Genomic DNA, 15,673 nt, shown 5'->3' on the forward strand with positions numbered 1-15,673 from the left:
GTTGAGGCCATTCTTTGCAGGAGCACTCATCCATGACCTCGAACCAGGACCCCTCGAATTCGGACGCGGAGAACGGCGACGTCGCCGTCCAGCACCGCAAAGTGCAGCGCGAGCAGGACGCCAAGGACCGTGCGACCGAATCCGCCTCGGAAGGCAAAGGGCCGGTGCAAGCCGGCCATGTGCCAGAGCCCGAGAACCCCATGCCCGCCCAACACCTCGACAAGCCCGGCCTGGAGGCAGAGATGGACCTTCAGCCGCGATTCAAGGCGAGCGGCTATCTCGGCAGCGGCAAGCTCAACGGAATGGTCGCACTGGTCACCGGCGGCGACTCGGGCATTGGCCGCGCGGTGGCGTTGCTCTATGCGCGGGAGGGCGCTGACGTGGCCATCGTCTACCTGAAGGACGAGCAGGTCGACGCCGACGAGACGCGCCGCTGCGTCGAAGCCGAAGGCCGCCACTGCGTGTTGATTCCTGGCGACGTCCGCGATCCACAGTTCTGCGAGCTGGCGGTCAAGCAAACGCTGGAGGCCTTCGGCAAGCTCGACATCCTCGTCAACAATGCGGCGTTCCAGCTCCACGCATCCTCGATCGAAGACATCACGGACGAGCGCCTGGACCTCACCCTGCGCACGAACGTGTTCGGCTATTTCCAGATGGCACGCGCGGCGGTTCCGCACCTGCCCAAAGGGGGTTCGATCATCAACACCGGATCCGTGACCGGCTTCGAGGGAAGCGCGCACTTGATCGACTACTCGACGACCAAGGGCGCCATCCACGCATTCACGAAGTCGTTGGCGAGCAACCTGCTGGACAAGGGCATTCGCGTCAACGCAGTGGCGCCCGGCCCGGTGTGGACGCCGCTGAATCCCGCGGACAGCTCGGCCGACCAGGTCAAGGATTTCGGCAAGAACACCGACATGAAGCGCCCGGCCCAGCCTGAAGAGCTGTCGCCGGCCTATGTGTTCCTCGCTGCGCCGTCGTGCGCAAGCTACATCACGGGAATCGTCCTGCCGATCACGGGCAGCATCGGCGCGTTGTAGTGCGGCTGCGGAGGTACGGGGACGAAATCGTAGACTGCGGGCATCCGTACACACTCCGCACACTCCGCAAGACCGTCCAATGAAAGTCACAGCCAACACCGTCGTCACCCTTCGCTACAAAGTCTCCGATGCCGCCACCCAGAAACTCGTGGACGAAGGTCGCGAGCCCATGGTCTATTTGCACGGTGGCTACGACAACACCTTCCCGAAGATCGAAGCTGCGCTGGAAGGCAAAGAGCCCGGCTTCCAGGCCACGCTCAACCTGCAGCCCGACGATGCTTTTGGAGCGCGTGATGAATCATTGGTGCGAACCATTCCCAAAAGCGAGTTCCCGCCCGGCGTGAAGGTGGGGGGCCAACTCGAAGGGCGCAACGACAAGGGCGAGCCCCAGGTCTTCAGCGTGATGAAGATCAAGGGGCCGCAGGTGATCCTCGATGGCAATCACCCGCTCGCAGGCAAGTCGCTCAAGTTCAGCCTGACGGTGACCGATGTTCGCGCAGCGACCGAAGAAGAGATCACGCATCGTCATGCGCATGGCGAGCACGGGCACCATCACTGACGTCAGCGGGCATTCAGGCTTGCTGAGGCACATTCGGCGCCATGCCATTCCCCTCCCGAAGAAGCAAACGTCTGAAGACCCTCAAGAGCGCAAAGCCGTTGTCCGCAGCACTCATCCTGCAGCATGCCGCCTCCGCGGCGGTTGCCGTGGCACTGCTTGCCGCGGCGCATTCCATCAACATGATGATGGTTCACTGACAGGGCCGACCGGGCCACTGTTGCGCTCGTCGCTCGACTGCGTTGCGCGCGCCGGCCTTCTGCAGCGGCCCAATGGCCTCATATTCCGCTGATCGCCCGAGTCGCATCGACCGGGGAACTCAAAGGAATCGAGCGCCATGACCACTGCCAGCCCCATCGTCCAGATCAAAGCCCTCGGGTTTCCGTGGGAGACGATCGACCCGTTCCTCTTCTGCGTCTATCACGACGATGCCTATCCGCGCGCGAATGCGCAGATGGGCCCCGACACTGTGTTGGCCGGCCGCAACCTGGGGCAGGACTTCAGCCGCAAGGACGGCTGGAGCATGTATCACGGCACGACGGTTCCCGGCTTCCCGGGACATCCACACCGCGGCTTCGAAACCGTGACGATCGTGCGCAAGGGCCTGATCGATCATTCGGATTCGCTCGGCGCAACGGCCCGCTTCGGCGGCGGCGACGTGCAATGGCTTACCGCAGGCAAGGGCATCGTGCATTCGGAGATGTTCCCCCTGCTAGACACGACCGCACCCAACCCGTTGGAGCTGTTCCAGATCTGGCTCAACCTGCCCGCTGCCAGCAAGATGGCCGAGCCGCACTTCACGATGTTCTGGTCCGAGGAGATTCCCAGCTTCACGGCAACTGACGCCGATGGCCTGAAGACTGAGATCGCCAGCATCGCGGGGCGGATCGGTCCCGTCGCCGGGCAACCCGGCGAGGGCGGCCCGCTCGCGCCTCCGCCGGACTCGTGGGCATCGAAGCCGGAGGCTGATCTCGCCATCTGGACGATCCGCATGGAGCCCGGCGCGCGCTGGACACTGCCGGCAGCGGCGGGTGAAGGCACGCGCCGCAGTCTCTACTTTTTCAAGGGCCGCTCGGTGTCGATCGCCGGTCAGAACGTCGACAGCCATGCGGCCATCGAACTGCGCGCTGATGCTGCCGTGGATCTGCTCAACGGCGACGCGCCGAGCGAATTCCTGGTGCTGCAGGGCAGGCCTATCGGCGAGCCTGTCGCGCAGTACGGCCCGTTCGTCATGAACACGCAGGCCGAAATCGCGCAGGCGATGTCGGACTATCGCCGCACGCAGTTCGGCGGTTGGCCGTGGCCTGACGACGCGCCGGTGCATGGGCGCGACCCTTCGCGCTTTGCGCGGCACCCCGGCGGCCGGGAAGAACGGCCGCTGGACCGCGCGGAGAGCTGAGCGCCTTCAGCGCCCTCAATTCCCTCGCTGCAAGGCCATCTCACGGATCAACGCCCACACGCGCTGAGCCAGCGGGGCTGGCGCTCGATTCCGGCGGTGCACGAGCATGATCGCGCGCTTCACCTTGGGCAGCAGCGGCCGCACGGCCAGCGTCCGCAACCCCATGGGCGGCATCGCGAGCGCCGGCATCACGCTGATGCCGATTCCCTGCTCGACCATCCGGAAAGCCGTGGTGGGATGACCCACCTGCTGCCGGACATCGCAGCGCACGCCATGCGAGGCGAGGGCCTGATCGATCAGGCGCCGGCTGCCTGAGGCATGGTCGAGCAACACAAGCGGCTCGCCTTCGAGCATCGACCAGCGCACCGACGTCTTCGCCGAAAGGCGGTGGGTCGGGGGCATGACGAGGCAGAAGGGGTCTTCGAGAATCGCCTCGCAATGCAGGTCGTCCGCCGCCGTCGGCTCGACCACTACGCCGAAGTCGACCTCGCCGGCGCGCACGCTGTCGAGCACGTCCTGCTGAATTCGGTCGAGCAAAACGAGTTCAATGTCGGGATCGCGCCGCGCGCACTCGGCGATGCAAGCCGGCATCAGGTTCGCGGACAACGTCGGACTGCTCGCGACCCTGACCTTTCCGCGTCTGGCACCGGCCATGCCATGCACTTCCGCCAGTGTCTGGTCGAGCTCATCGAGCACCCGATCGAGCCGCAGCGCCAAGGACTGGCCGGCTTCGGTCAGCACGACCTCGCGCGTGGTGCGATCGAGCAGCTTCAGGCCGAGCTGCGCCTCGAGCTCAACGATGGAGCGGCTGACCGCCGGTTGCGTGAGCCCGACCTGATCGCCCGCACGGCTGAAGTTGCGCCCCTCGGCAACCGCCTGGAAAACGCGAAGCTGTCGAAGCGTGACATTCATGCGGTGCAATCATATATCTATCAAATAAATCCATTTCACTTTTGAATGTGGAAAGCGTCCAATCTCGCCCCATGGCACGTTCACGCTACCTCCCCGACAACTTCACCCTGGCGCTGGTCGCCGTCGTCACGCTCGCCAGCCTTTGGCCCGCCAGCGGGGGGGCGGCGCATTTCTTCGAACGGCTCACTACCGTCGCGATCGGGCTGCTGTTCTTTTTGCACGGCGCCAAGCTCTCGCGCGAAGCGATCCTCGGAGGCATCACGCACTGGCGCCTGCACGTGCTGGTGTTCGCAGCCACCTTCGTCATGTTCCCGCTGCTGGGATTGGCTCTCAAGCCGGTACTGACGCCGCTGGTCACCCCGGAGCTCTATACGGGCGTGCTCTTTCTTTGCGTATTGCCCGCCACCGTGCAGTCGGCAATCGCCTTTACCTCGATGGCGCGCGGCAACATCCCGGCCGCCGTTTGCAGCGCATCGGCATCGACGCTGCTCGGGGTCTTCGTGACACCGATCCTGGTCAACCTGATCGTCGTGCCGCACAACGGCTCCGGCGCTTCGCTAGACGCCATCGGGCGCATCCTGCTGCAACTGATGGTGCCTTTCGTCGCCGGGCACCTGCTGCGGCCATGGATCGGGGCATGGATCAAGCATCGTGCATCGGTGCTCACGCTGGTCGACCGCGGCTCCATCCTTCTGGTCGTCTACACCGCGTTCAGTGCGGCCGTGATCGAGGGCCTGTGGAAGCAAGTGCCGATGACCGCACTGGCGGGACTGCTGGTCGTCTGCGCCGTGTTGTTGGCCCTGGCGCTCTGCATCACCACTTGGGCGGCCCGCAGCCTCGGCTTCGACAAGGCCGACGAAATCACGATCGTGTTCTGCGGCTCCAAGAAGAGCCTTGCGAGCGGCATTCCGATGGCGAAGGTGCTCTTCGCCTCACATGCAGTCGGCGCCATCGTGCTTCCGCTGATGCTTTTCCACCAGATGCAGCTGATGGTCTGCGCTGTGCTGGCACAACGCTATGCCCGCCGGCAGGAAGCGGTCAAGGTAGCCCCCGCCAAGACGGCCTGAATACCGTTAGCCGCGGATGGGGCTCAACGGGGAGCGTCGCCCTTGCGGTACTCCGCTGTCAGCTCGTCCAGGCGCTTCTTCAGGTCCGCACCCAGCTTGTAGTCCGCGGCGGCGAGCGTCGCATCCAGTTGTTCCGGCCGGCTGGCACCCAGCAGCGGCGCAGTGATCAGCGGATTGGCCATCACCCATGACACGGCCAGGGTCGCGAGCGGCACGCCGGCTTCATCGGCCAGCTTGTGCAATTGCGCAACCGTGGCAAAGCTGCGCTCGTTCCAGTAGCGATCCTGGTACATCGAGCCGGCGGTGCCGAGCGTGAAGCGCGTGTTGTCTTCTGGCATGGCGCCGGGCTTGTACTTGCCCGTCAGCAGGCCGCCGGCCAATGGGTTGTACGGGATCACGCCCAAGCCTTCCTCGCCCGCCAGCGGGAGCAGTTCGCGCTCGATTTCGCGGAACAGCAAGCTGTAGCGCGGTTGCACCGACACCAGCTTCGTGAGCTTGTGCAGTTCGCTGCGTCCGATGGCTCGGGCAAGCCGGTATGCCAGGAAGTTGGAAACCCCGATGTAGCGTGCTCGGCCCGAGCGCACGATCACGTCCAGCGCCTCCAGGCTTTCGTCGATCGGCGTCTCGCGGTCGTCCGAGTGCAATTGGTAAAGGTCAACATGATCCGTTTGCAGGCGCTTGAGCGATGCATCGATGGCATCGAGCAGGTGCTTGCGCGATGCGCCTTGGTCCCAACTGTTCGGCCCGACCTTGCCGCAGGCTTTGGTCGCGATGATGAACTGGCTGCGTCCGCCGGCGCCCTTTGCGTGCAGCCAGCGGCCGATGATTTCTTCGGTGCGCCCGGTGGTCTCGACGGTGCCGCCGAGCGGGTACACATCGGCCGTGTCAAGAAAGTTGATGCCGCCTTCCGTCGCATGGTCGAGGATTCGGTGCGACACGGCTTCATCGGTCTGCAGGCCGAAGGTCATGGTGCCGAGCGCGAGGCGCGACACGGTCAGGCCGGTGCGGCCAAGGCGGGTGGTGGGGATGCTCATGAAAAGACTCCGATCGCTGGGCTGATGGGATCATAGTCAAGCAGCCGGCGCTGTCATCTCAAGGAACCGCACGGAAAGATCGGACGTCAGCGCGCGCGTCACGGCTTGAGCTTCCGACGATGGCAACGTAATCAGCAGCTCGACCTGGCCAGCCACACTGGTGCCCAAGGGAACTCCGTCCCGGAAAGCCACGCGCGCACCGGAGACGCGCGGCACCTTCGGCCCTGGCAGGACCGTGCCGAGCAGATTGGCAGGATCGATCGCGGCGAGGCAAACCAGTGCCCCGTCCAGCGGCTGGCGCCGCACTTGCCGCATCAGGCCGATGGCCTCAGGCAGCGCGAATTGTTCTCCGGCAACGCCGGCGATGAAGCGGCCTCCACGAATCTCTCCGCGCGCTTCGAGGCGGCGATAGCAGCGCACGAGATCACGCCACGGCGGAAGCCAAGACGCTTCGCGCTCCAGCACGCGCCAGCACACCACCCCGTAGCGGCGCAACAGGATGCGCGCGACCTGCTCGATGGCGTCCGGCGATGTGGAGGCGGCCGCGCCACCAGAGTCCGCCGCGCGTTGCCGCACCAGCGACCATCGACCTGCGTCCTCGATGCCGAACAGCGACGTGCGGCGGCGATGACGCGCATGCGTCGACGAGCGCTTGGATGGCGGTATGAGCAACGCGCGCAACCCCGCAAAGCTGTCGCAATGCGCGCGACCGCGTACGACCAGTTCGCTCAATGCGTCTTCGAGTTCCGTGCCCAGCAGATGCGTGCCTTGGACGATTTCATCGAAGAAGGACGCGCCGTGCTCGGCAAGGAACGCCGCCACCCGCTGCGCGCGCGAGCCCAGCGCCGCATCGTCGACTGGCGCCGGTGCAAGGCCCGCCCAAAGAGAAGCCGTCTTGCGCGGCAGCAACAGCACGGGGGTTGCCCGCAGCGACGCGCCGCCGCCACCGGGCCGGCCATCCGCGGCGGGCGGACGCAGTCGCGTCCACAGCGTGCGCCCGGAAGTGCACAGGTCGTCGAGCCATGCAGCCGCGTAGTCCTTGACCCGCGCCGGCAGCAGCTCGGCCTCCCAACTGGCCGCCGGCGCCTCGTAGCCTTCGAGCTGCGTCAGGATGCCCGCCAATGCGTCGGGCCCGCTGACGCGGCTGGCGGGACCGACGTGCTGCCATTCAAAGAGGAAGCGCGCGAAGTCCCGCGGTTCGACAGGTTCGATCTCGCGCCGCAAACGCTTCAAGGTGTAGCGATGGATGCGCGCGAGCAGATGCCGCTCGCACCACTCGATCGATTCGGCCCCGGGCGTGAACCGGCCTTGGAGCACGTAGCCTTCGGCCTCCAAGGCAGACAGGGCTGCATCGATGGCGCCGCGCGGCAATTGCAACTGCGCTGCCAGATCGTCAGCATGCATCGGTCCGAGCGCCGTCAGGCGCGAACGCAGCAACTCGCGCAACGCCTCTTCGGAACTGCCGTGCGCGTGCGCGTACTCGGCGGGCGACTCGATCGCCGGGTGCAGCGCGGCATTGGGGTACAGCACCCCGACCTGCGCAAGACGCTCCGCCACGACCCACAGACCCGCGCCGGATTGCGCGCCTGCAGGCACCAACCGCGTGGCGCGTCCGACTTGCGCGAGTGCTTGCAGCCAAGTCGGCCACTCGGCGTTCGCCGATGCTTCCGCGTCTGTCGCAATGCCCAGGCCGCTCAACGCCTCATGCATCTCGTCGATGCCACTCACAGTGGGCCAGGCTTCTTCACGAACACTGTCGATGGCGTCGTGATCGAGCTGACCCATATCGTCCGCGCTTTCGGGATCGACATAGCGGCGACTCTGCACAGCCTGCGTGCGGCGTTCCTCGATGGGGGCGTCATCGAGGAATGCGTAGGGCCGCGCATTCAGCGCCTCAGCGGCAAGCGGCGAGGGCGCGGGAAGATCGCGCGCCACCACATCGACTTCGCCCGATTCCATACGACGAAGCAACCGGAGCCAGCCCTCGGCATCCATCGCGTCATAGAGGCAGTCCTGCAGGGTCTGCGCGACCAGCGGATGGTCCGGGATCTCTCGCGCACCGGCGAGGTTTTCGGCGCAGGCCACTTGGTCCGGAAACACGGAGGCAAGAAGATCCTCCGACTTCATGCGTTGCAACTGCGGCGCCACCTTGCGCCCGCCGACGAAGCGCGGCAGCGCTAGCGCCGTGGTGGCATTCCACCGCCAGCGCGCGCCAAAGAGCGGCGCATCCAGCAGCGCCTGCACCAGGACGTCGAGTGCCGATGCCGAATGCAGATAACGCGCAACCTCATCCAGCGGAAAGCTGTGGCTGGTCGCCAGCGACAGCACGATGCCATCCTCGGTCGCTGCGGCCTGCAATTCGAAATTGAACTTGCGGCAGAAGCGCTTGCGCAGCGCAAGCCCCCAGGCGCGGTTGATTCGGCTTCCGTGAGGCGAGTGAATCACCAGCTGCATGCCACCGGATTCGTCGAAGAAGCGCTCCATCACGATGCGCTCCTGCGTCGGCAATGCGCCCAGCGCCCGTTCAGCGCGCGCAAGGTAGTCGACGATCTGTCGCGCAGAGGCGGCATCGATGCCTGTCGTGCGAACGAGCCACTCCTGGGCCGCATCGACGCCGCGCGCCGCGAGCACCTCGGCGATTTCGCCGCGCAGCCGCGACACACCGAATGAGAGCTCATCCGTCCGCCCCGGCGCTTCGCCCAGCCAGAACGGGATATTCGGCGCGGCACCATGTGCATCCTCGACCCGGATCCGGCCGGGTTCGACGCGCAGGATTCGATAGCTCGCGTTGCCAAGCTGGAAGACGTCGCCCGCCAGGCTCTCGACCGCGAAGTCCTCATTGACCGTGCCGATCTTGTGCGCCTGCGGTTCCAGCATCACCGTGTAGTCGCCCGTCTCCGGAATGGTTCCGCCGGACGTCAGCGCAGTCAGGCGTGCACCCTTGCGCTCCCGCAGGCGATGATGAACGGCATCGCGATGCACATAGCTCGCGCGATGCCCCTGCCGTGTGGTGAAGCCTTCGGCCAGCATGCGGACCACCGACGCATAGGCCTCACGCGTCAACTGTGCATAGGGCCACGCGCGACGGACGAGCGCGAGGAGCTCGTCTTCGTCCCATTCGCGGCTCGCGGTCTCGGCGACGATTTGCTGTGCCAGGACATCGAGGGGCGCCGGCAGCACGTGCAGCGCGTCCAGTTCGCCGCGGCGCACGCAGTCCAGCAGCGCCGCGCATTCGACCAGTTCATCGCACGATTGCGGAAAGAGCCGCGCCTTCGGCACACCGCCCACCGCATGGCCTGAGCGCCCTGCGCGCTGAAGGAAGGTGGCGATGGATCGCGGCGAACCCAGTTGGCAGACGAGATCGACATCGCCGATGTCCAGGCCGAGCTCTAGCGAGGCCGTGGCGACCAGCACCTTCAGGTCGCCGCGCTTCAGGCGCTGTTCGGCGTCCAGGCGCGTTTCCTTCGACAGGCTGCCATGGTGCGCGGCCACCACTTCCTTGCCCAGAATCTCCCCGAGGTGCCGCGCTGCGCGTTCGGCCATGCGGCGCGTGTTGACGAAGACCAGCGTCGTGCGATGCGCATGGACCAGCGCCGCGACCCGCGCATAGACCTGCTCCCATTGCTCGTTCGACATCACCGCTGCAAGCGGAGTAGGCGGGAGTTCCAGCGCCAGATCGCGCTGCTTGGCATAGCCGATGTCGACGATCTCGCAATCTGCCACGCCGTCCTTCACCGCGCCCGCACCGACGAGAAAGCGCGCAATCTCGTCGATCGGCTTCTGCGTCGCCGAGACGCCGATGCGCGTCAGCGGGCGTTCGCAGATCGCCTGCAGCCGTTCGAGCGACAGCGCCAGGTGGCTGCCGCGCTTGCTGGAGACCACCGCATGGATCTCATCGACGATCACCGTGCGAACGGTCGACAGCATCTTGCGGCCCGATGCCGATCCCAGCAGCACGTACAGCGACTCGGGCGTGCTGACCAGGATGTGCGGGGGCTTGCGGAGGCTCTCCTGACGCTCCTTAGCAGGCGTGTCGCCCGTACGGACCGCGGTGCGAATCTCGACGTCCGGCAACCCGAGGTTGGAGAGCTCGCGGCGGATGCCGGCGAGTGGCGCTTTCAGGTTGAGGCCGATGTCGTTGGATAGTGCCTTGAGCGGCGAAACATAGAGCACGACCGTTTCGTCGACCAGCCCCCCGGCATCGAGACCCTGCCGCACAAGCGCATCGAGTGCCGCGAGAAAAGCCGTCAGCGTCTTCCCCGAGCCTGTGGGTGCCGCGATCAGCGTGTGGCGGCCTGCGGCGATCGCCGGCCATGCAGCGGACTGGGCGTCCGTCGGGGCGGGGAATGTCGCGCGAAACCAGTTGGCGACGGCGGGGTGGAAGTCGTGGATCACCGAACGGAGTCAGATCAGGTCTGCGAGGCGGATATCAAGGCACCGCCTCCAGACTGGCACGATCACCGAACCGGCGCAAGTCCAAGGCGAGTGATCGGCGTTTGACGACAGGCGCCGATGGGGGTACGGTTGCCGCCGGCCTGCACGCGGGGGCCGGATCGAAGGAGACAAAGCGATGACGGATCTGTCCACTCACCCGACACAGATCGCCGGCGCCTGGCTGGCCGATTTCAGCTCCGCGCTCGAAAAACAGGACATCGACGCCGCGGTGGCGCTGTTCGAGCCTGATTCGTACTGGCGCGATCTCGTCGCTTTCACCTGGAACATTCGCACGCAAGAAGGCGCCGAGGCCATCCGCCAGATGCTGAAGGCGCGACTGGCCGACACGAAGCCCGTGGGCTTCGCCGTCGAAGGCGACGCGACAGAGGCCGACGGTGTGGTCGACGCGTGGTTCACCTTCGAGACCGCTGTGGCGCGCGGGCGCGGCCATCTGCGATTGCGCAATGGCAAGGCCTGGACGCTGCTGACGACCATGACCGAGCTCAAGGGCTTCGAGGAGCCCAAGGGCGAGCGCCGCATCAAGGGTGCCGAGCATGGGGCGAATCCGCAGCGCAAAAACTGGCAGGAGCGGCGCGACGAAGAATCGAAGACCCTCGGCTATTCGGAGCAGCCATATGTCGTGATCATCGGCGGCGGCCAGGGCGGCATCGCGCTCGGCGCGCGCCTGCGGCGCATGGGTGTGCCGACCATCATCGTCGAGAAGAACGCGCGGCCCGGCGATTCCTGGCGCAAGCGCTACAAGAGCCTGTGCCTGCACGACCCGGTCTGGTATGACCACCTGCCGTATCTGCCATTTCCGGAGCACTGGCCGGTCTTCTCGCCGAAGGACAAGATCGGCGACTGGCTCGAGATGTACACCAAGGTGATGGAGCTCAACTACTGGAGCTCCACGACGGCAAGGAAGGCGCGCTTCGACGAAGAGAAGAACGAGTGGGAAGTGACGGTCGAGCGCGACGGCAAGGAAATCACGTTGCGACCCAAGCAACTGGTGTTCGCGCTCGGCGTATCGGGCTATCCCAACGTGCCGAAGATCCCCGGCGCGGAAACCTTCGAGGGCGAACAGCACCACTCCAGCGCTCATCCGGGCCCTGAAGCCTGGCGCGGCAAGAGGTGCGTGGTGCTCGGGTCGAACAACTCGGCGCACGACATCTGCGCCGCGCTGTGGGAAAACGGCGCCGACGTCACGATGATCCAGCGCAGTTCGACGCATATCGCGCCATCCGATTCGCTGATGGAACTGGGGCTCGGCGCCCTGTATTCAGAGGCCGCCCTGAAGGCTGGTGTCACTACCGACAAGGCCGATCTGATCTTCGCGTCCATCCCCTACAAGATCCTGGCGCCGATGCAGGTGCCGATCTACGAAGAGATGAAGAAGCGGGATGCGGACCTGTACGCGCGCCTTGAAAAGGCCGGCTTCATGCTGGACTTCGGCCCCGACGGCTCCGGCCTTTTCATGAAGTACCTGCGGCGCGGTTCCGGCTACTACATCGACGTCGGCGCATCCGAGCTCGTCGCCAACGGCAGCATCAAGCTCAGAAGCGGCGTCACCATCGAGCGCATCAATCCGCGCTCCGTCACGCTCAGCGACGGCACCGAACTGCCGGCGGACCTCATCGTTTACGCAACTGGCTACGGTTCCATGAATAGCTGGCTCGCCGACCTGATCTCGCCCGAGATCGCCGACAAGGTCGGCAAAGTCTGGGGCCTCGGCTCCGACACTGCCAAGGACCCCGGCCCGTGGGAAGGCGAACTCCGCAACATGTGGAAGCCCACCCAAGTCCCGCAACTCTGGATCCACGGCGGCAACCTCCACCAGTCGCGCCACTATTCCCAGTTCCTTGCCCTGCAACTCAAAGCCCGCATGGAAGGACTCCCCACCCGCGTCTACGAGCTGGCCCCCACCCACCACACCCGATAAAGCCGCCCCAAAACGGGCGCGCCAGTTCCAGAAACACCGCGGAACCGGCTAAGCCGGCCCGCCGGTGTTGCCCCCGGCAGGGGGAAGGCGGCGACACGAAGTGCGCAAGCCTGGGGGCGAATCACATCAACGGTCCCCGTTCACTCATCAGCCGCATGGCCTCGTCGGCAACCGACTCTTGATCGACCGCGAGGAAGCGCATCCAGTAACCGGCGATATCGATGTTGTCGCCGTTTGCCAGAAGTTGCACATGGATACGCCTGCCATTCACGAAAGTGCCGTTCTTGCTGCCCAGATCGCGAATGGTGATCAGCGGCCCCTCCGTCCTCAGCGCCGCATGAAACCGGCTCACGCGCATGGATGCGAGCACGACATGGTTGCGCTCGGCCCGACCGATGGCCAGAACGGGCTCGGCAACGGGGACCTGCGTGGTCTCGCCCTTGGGTGTCATCAGGATCAGCAGTGCCATCTGCGCGCGCTCCCGGGAGGTTTGCACAGTAGCGTTGCGACATTCGAAGTACAACGCTTGCGCCGTTACAACTCGGAGTGCGTCAGACCCGATGAGCCGACCGTTGAAGTGCGCGGCTGGCGAAAAGCGCCCCCTACACTCCGCGCTCGAGCAGGCCTGAAGATGGTCTTTGAATGCGCATTCGCTTAAGAAGAATCAGGCGCTTTCTCTCCATATCAAGCTAATTCGATGCATCCTGAAGAACCTTCGAGCTTTCCGCACGCCGAGGCTTTGAAAACCCTCGCGCGTGACCCCTCGTGAAAAGGGAGGCGCACCCGTCAAATCCTCGCACCCGCCGCCTTTTGACCGTACAGGCTCTTGCAGGCCTCGCCCAATGGATGGACGTTTTCCTTATTTTTTCTGTCCCTGCTTTTCTGTGGAAATCCAGCCCGGGCGAGATGGCGCTTCTTGCGGCTCTTTTCGGAATCCCGACTTTGGTTTTAGGGCCGATCATGGGCTCCTTTTTAGATCGCGCCGACGCTCGAAGGGTTATCTATGTCGGCATCCTGACGCGATCAATATTGACGGGTGCGATCGCCTTTGCGCCCAATTATGGATCTTTTGCCGTTCTGGTTTTCCTCAAGGGCTTCGCGAATGTTTGCTACTGGCCGGCAGCGGCTATCGTCACCAACCGCATTCTAGGAAGCGCCGATCGCGTCAAATATTACAGCGGCCTTAGCGTGTTCGATCAGGGCGCCAAGATCATTACGCCGCTCGTTGCGGGCGTGCTTACGATGATTTTTGCATCACAGATGATTTTTATTTTCTCTGCATGCATGACGATAGTCGGCGCAATACTATTACCGAAGCTGTTGAGCAGCGCGAGTCTTGACTGGAGCTCGCCGGAATCCAAAGAGCGGGGCCCAAAAGGAAATGCAATGGGGTTTCGTCAGTTTTTCTTTCTTCCTCGCAATTTGATTGTCACCATCGCGCTGGGGGTTGGCATGTCGTTGGCACTGGCAGTTTACGATCCTCACCTGGCTCGTTTTCTTTCCGGTTCCGGCTTTGATGCTCGCGCCTTTTCGATCGTAGTGTCTGCCACAGGTGCGGGCGCTGTGATCGGTGCGATATTGGTTCGCTTTGTCTTTTCGAGGGCGGCCCCAGTGGCGCTGATGCAAAGCGGTATCGCGGCGTTTACTATTGCAGTAACTGGCGCTGCTGTCGTGTCGACCTTTTACATGGACTCGGCAACGATATCTGTCTTTGTATTGATCTGGCTCCTCAACGGCCTCGGCTACGAGTTGTTCCTGATCGGCAATGGAGTTAATTTGCAGAATACATGTCCCTTGCCAATGCTCGGGCGGATTAGCACATCCGCGCGCAGCTTGCAGATGCTGGTTGTGGTGAGTGGGCCAGCCCTCGGGGCGTGGCCTATAAATGCTCAGAGCCGATCTGCGCCCTTTGTCGTTGGAGCGGCAATTGCCTGGTTGCTGCTCGGGTTTTCTTTGTGCCGGCTAAGGGCAAATTTTTCACCCGGCTTCACCAAGACTGCTCAGTGAGTTCGCTCCGCGCGCTTGGCGACTCTCACTGGAGAAGTGAACAGGTCGTCAGTTGGCGCGACGCTACAGCCCCTTTTCAACCATATCCACAACCCGCCGGCCCAGCGCCTCGATTTGCGCCGGCGGCATGCCTCTCAGAGGTCCATCGATGACGAGCAGCGCGAATCCGTGCACGGCCGACCAAGCCAGGAATTCCGCGCCCGGGCGGCTTTCGGGCGCCATGGCGCCGGCGGCGACCAAGCGGTCCAGCGCGGCGCCAAGGAGTTCGAATGGATTCAAGCCGCTTTGGCCGCTTTTGGCTTCGGCGGGCTGGTCATTCACATCGACAGGCGTTGCAAAGGCCATTCGGAACAAGCCGGTCTCCGCCTGCGCGAAGCGCAGATAGCCGGTGCCGACCGCGCGGAGGCTCGCGCGGGCGAATTCCGCAGCATCCGGCGCAGGCGGGAGGGTCGCAAATTCAGCCTCCATCGCGCGCGCCACCGCGGACAGGGCCGCGGCCCGCACCGCTTGCAGCAGGGCCTGCCGATTTGTGAAGTGCCGATACGCCGCATTGGGGGCCACGCCTGCGCGGCGCGTCGCCTCGCGCAATACCACCGCTTCCGGGCCGCCGGCTCGCGCGAGTTCGATGCCCGCGTCGAGAAGCGCACGCCGAAGATCTCCGTGCCGATAGGTACTGCGTGCGGCAGGAGCCAGGGCAGCAGATGGGGTCATCGAGCGTTTCATGTGGACAGCGTTCATTGTGTTTGCTATTGTCTTGTGGACGTTGTACACAAAGCAAGTCACGTCGCTGCGGGTGCATCCGCACCCCGCCTCCAATCGCCCATCCGTGCATTCACCCACAGGAGAACCTCATGCAAGTTCAGCCCTATCTGATGTTTGATGGCCGCTGCGAAGAAGCGCTCGAGTTCTATCGCAAGGCGGTTGGCGCGCAGATCACCTCGCTGATGCGCTTCAAGGAGATGCCGGAACCCAATGCTGCAGAGATGTGCCCGCCCGGTTCGGCGGAGAAGGTGATGCACTCAAGCTTCACGATCGGCAAGACAACGCTCATGGCGTCAGACGGCAATAGCACCGGCAAGCCAGTGTTTCAAGGGGTCTCGCTGTCGCTGATCGTGGACGACGAGGCGCAAGCCAATCGCTTGTTCACCGCACTGGGGGATGGCGGCCAAGTGCAGATGCCACTTGGCAAGACCTTTTTCTCCCCGGCCTTCGGCATGGTGGCGGACCAGTTCGGCGTTTCCTGGATGGTGGTGGTGATGCAAGAAGGTTGAGCGGACCCGCAATC

At 64.4% G+C, this 15,673-nt stretch carries 13 protein-coding genes; 8 read left to right on the top strand and 5 right to left on the bottom strand.

Annotated features, from left to right (window positions below; genetic code table 11):
• Positions 1–32: 32 nt before the first annotated feature.
• The 4 genes from AC1DEK_RS22560 (at position 33) to AC1DEK_RS22575 (ending at position 2,995) form a co-directional block, all read left to right on the top strand.
• Entirely contained in the window at positions 33–1,040 is a 1,008-nt protein-coding gene (locus AC1DEK_RS22560) for an SDR family oxidoreductase (protein WP_478127524.1), read from the top strand.
• A gap of 79 nt (positions 1,041–1,119) precedes the next feature.
• Positions 1,120–1,599 carry an FKBP-type peptidyl-prolyl cis-trans isomerase gene (locus tag AC1DEK_RS22565; RefSeq protein ID WP_478127525.1) on the top strand — a complete coding sequence of 160 codons (480 nt, stop codon included), beginning with the start codon at positions 1,120–1,122 and terminating at the stop codon, positions 1,597–1,599.
• Between the two features lie 41 nt (positions 1,600–1,640).
• Complete coding sequence (locus tag AC1DEK_RS22570; protein WP_478127526.1) at positions 1,641–1,796, top strand: hypothetical protein; 156 nt, start codon at positions 1,641–1,643, stop codon at positions 1,794–1,796.
• Positions 1,797–1,933: 137 nt separating this feature from the next.
• The gene (locus tag AC1DEK_RS22575) at positions 1,934–2,995 is read left to right on the top strand and encodes a pirin family protein (RefSeq protein ID WP_478127527.1); all 1,062 of its coding nucleotides are present in this window, start codon (positions 1,934–1,936) and stop codon (positions 2,993–2,995) included.
• A 15-nt stretch (positions 2,996–3,010) separates the two neighbouring features.
• Here AC1DEK_RS22575 and AC1DEK_RS22580 read toward each other — a convergent pair whose 3' ends face one another.
• Positions 3,011–3,907 carry a LysR family transcriptional regulator gene (locus AC1DEK_RS22580; protein ID WP_478127528.1) on the bottom strand — a complete coding sequence of 299 codons (897 nt, stop codon included), beginning with the start codon at positions 3,905–3,907 and terminating at the stop codon, positions 3,011–3,013.
• A gap of 71 nt (positions 3,908–3,978) precedes the next feature.
• Here AC1DEK_RS22580 and AC1DEK_RS22585 point away from each other — a divergent pair, with 71 nt between their 5' ends.
• Positions 3,979–4,974 (top strand): bile acid:sodium symporter family protein, encoded by a 996-nt coding sequence (locus AC1DEK_RS22585; protein ID WP_478127529.1) that lies wholly within the window; start codon positions 3,979–3,981, stop codon positions 4,972–4,974.
• A 23-nt stretch (positions 4,975–4,997) separates the two neighbouring features.
• Here the strand turns inward: AC1DEK_RS22585 and AC1DEK_RS22590 are convergent, their stop codons facing one another.
• Both AC1DEK_RS22590 and AC1DEK_RS22595 read right to left on the bottom strand, forming a co-directional pair.
• Positions 4,998–6,008 (bottom strand): aldo/keto reductase, encoded by a 1,011-nt coding sequence (locus AC1DEK_RS22590; protein WP_478127530.1) that lies wholly within the window; start codon positions 6,006–6,008, stop codon positions 4,998–5,000.
• Positions 6,009–6,044: 36 nt separating this feature from the next.
• Positions 6,045–10,403: a DEAD/DEAH box helicase gene (locus AC1DEK_RS22595; RefSeq protein ID WP_478127531.1), complete on the bottom strand. Its 4,359-nt coding sequence runs from the start codon at positions 10,401–10,403 to the stop codon at positions 6,045–6,047.
• A gap of 175 nt (positions 10,404–10,578) precedes the next feature.
• Here AC1DEK_RS22595 and AC1DEK_RS22600 point away from each other — a divergent pair, with 175 nt between their 5' ends.
• Positions 10,579–12,381, top strand: coding sequence for an NAD(P)/FAD-dependent oxidoreductase (locus tag AC1DEK_RS22600; protein ID WP_478127532.1), 1,803 nt, complete (start codon positions 10,579–10,581; stop codon positions 12,379–12,381).
• Positions 12,382–12,502: 121 nt separating this feature from the next.
• On the opposite strand, the gene AC1DEK_RS22605 is transcribed toward AC1DEK_RS22600, so the two are convergent.
• On the bottom strand, positions 12,503–12,850 hold the full coding sequence (locus AC1DEK_RS22605) for an FHA domain-containing protein (RefSeq protein WP_478127533.1): 348 nt from the start codon (positions 12,848–12,850) through the stop codon (positions 12,503–12,505).
• Between the two features lie 296 nt (positions 12,851–13,146).
• Between AC1DEK_RS22605 and AC1DEK_RS22610 the strand changes: the two genes are divergently transcribed.
• Positions 13,147–14,388, top strand: coding sequence for an MFS transporter (locus AC1DEK_RS22610; RefSeq protein WP_478127534.1), 1,242 nt, complete (start codon positions 13,147–13,149; stop codon positions 14,386–14,388).
• A 63-nt stretch (positions 14,389–14,451) separates the two neighbouring features.
• Here the strand turns inward: AC1DEK_RS22610 and AC1DEK_RS22615 are convergent, their stop codons facing one another.
• Positions 14,452–15,099 (bottom strand): TetR/AcrR family transcriptional regulator, encoded by a 648-nt coding sequence (locus tag AC1DEK_RS22615; RefSeq protein WP_478127535.1) that lies wholly within the window; start codon positions 15,097–15,099, stop codon positions 14,452–14,454.
• Between the two features lie 140 nt (positions 15,100–15,239).
• Between AC1DEK_RS22615 and AC1DEK_RS22620 the strand changes: the two genes are divergently transcribed.
• Entirely contained in the window at positions 15,240–15,659 is a 420-nt protein-coding gene (locus tag AC1DEK_RS22620) for a VOC family protein (RefSeq protein ID WP_478127536.1), read from the top strand.
• Positions 15,660–15,673: the final 14 nt, after the last annotated feature.

The sequence above is a fragment of the Variovorax sp. 10N420 genome, assembly GCF_056394705.1.

Excerpts from the sequence above, each read along its gene's own strand:
- AC1DEK_RS22560 (WP_478127524.1), top strand. The coding sequence starts at position 33 with ATGACCTCGAACCAGGACCCCTCGAATTCGGACGCGGAGAACGGCGAC.
- AC1DEK_RS22565 (WP_478127525.1), top strand. The coding sequence starts at position 1,120 with ATGAAAGTCACAGCCAACACCGTCGTCACCCTTCGCTACAAAGTCTCC.
- AC1DEK_RS22570 (WP_478127526.1), top strand. The coding sequence starts at position 1,641 with ATGCCATTCCCCTCCCGAAGAAGCAAACGTCTGAAGACCCTCAAGAGC.
- AC1DEK_RS22575 (WP_478127527.1), top strand. The coding sequence starts at position 1,934 with ATGACCACTGCCAGCCCCATCGTCCAGATCAAAGCCCTCGGGTTTCCG.
- AC1DEK_RS22580 (WP_478127528.1), bottom strand. The coding sequence starts at position 3,907 with ATGAATGTCACGCTTCGACAGCTTCGCGTTTTCCAGGCGGTTGCCGAG.
- AC1DEK_RS22585 (WP_478127529.1), top strand. The coding sequence starts at position 3,979 with ATGGCACGTTCACGCTACCTCCCCGACAACTTCACCCTGGCGCTGGTC.
- AC1DEK_RS22590 (WP_478127530.1), bottom strand. The coding sequence starts at position 6,008 with ATGAGCATCCCCACCACCCGCCTTGGCCGCACCGGCCTGACCGTGTCG.
- AC1DEK_RS22600 (WP_478127532.1), top strand. The coding sequence starts at position 10,579 with ATGACGGATCTGTCCACTCACCCGACACAGATCGCCGGCGCCTGGCTG.
- AC1DEK_RS22605 (WP_478127533.1), bottom strand. The coding sequence starts at position 12,850 with ATGGCACTGCTGATCCTGATGACACCCAAGGGCGAGACCACGCAGGTC.
- AC1DEK_RS22615 (WP_478127535.1), bottom strand. The coding sequence starts at position 15,099 with ATGACCCCATCTGCTGCCCTGGCTCCTGCCGCACGCAGTACCTATCGG.
- AC1DEK_RS22620 (WP_478127536.1), top strand. The coding sequence starts at position 15,240 with ATGCAAGTTCAGCCCTATCTGATGTTTGATGGCCGCTGCGAAGAAGCG.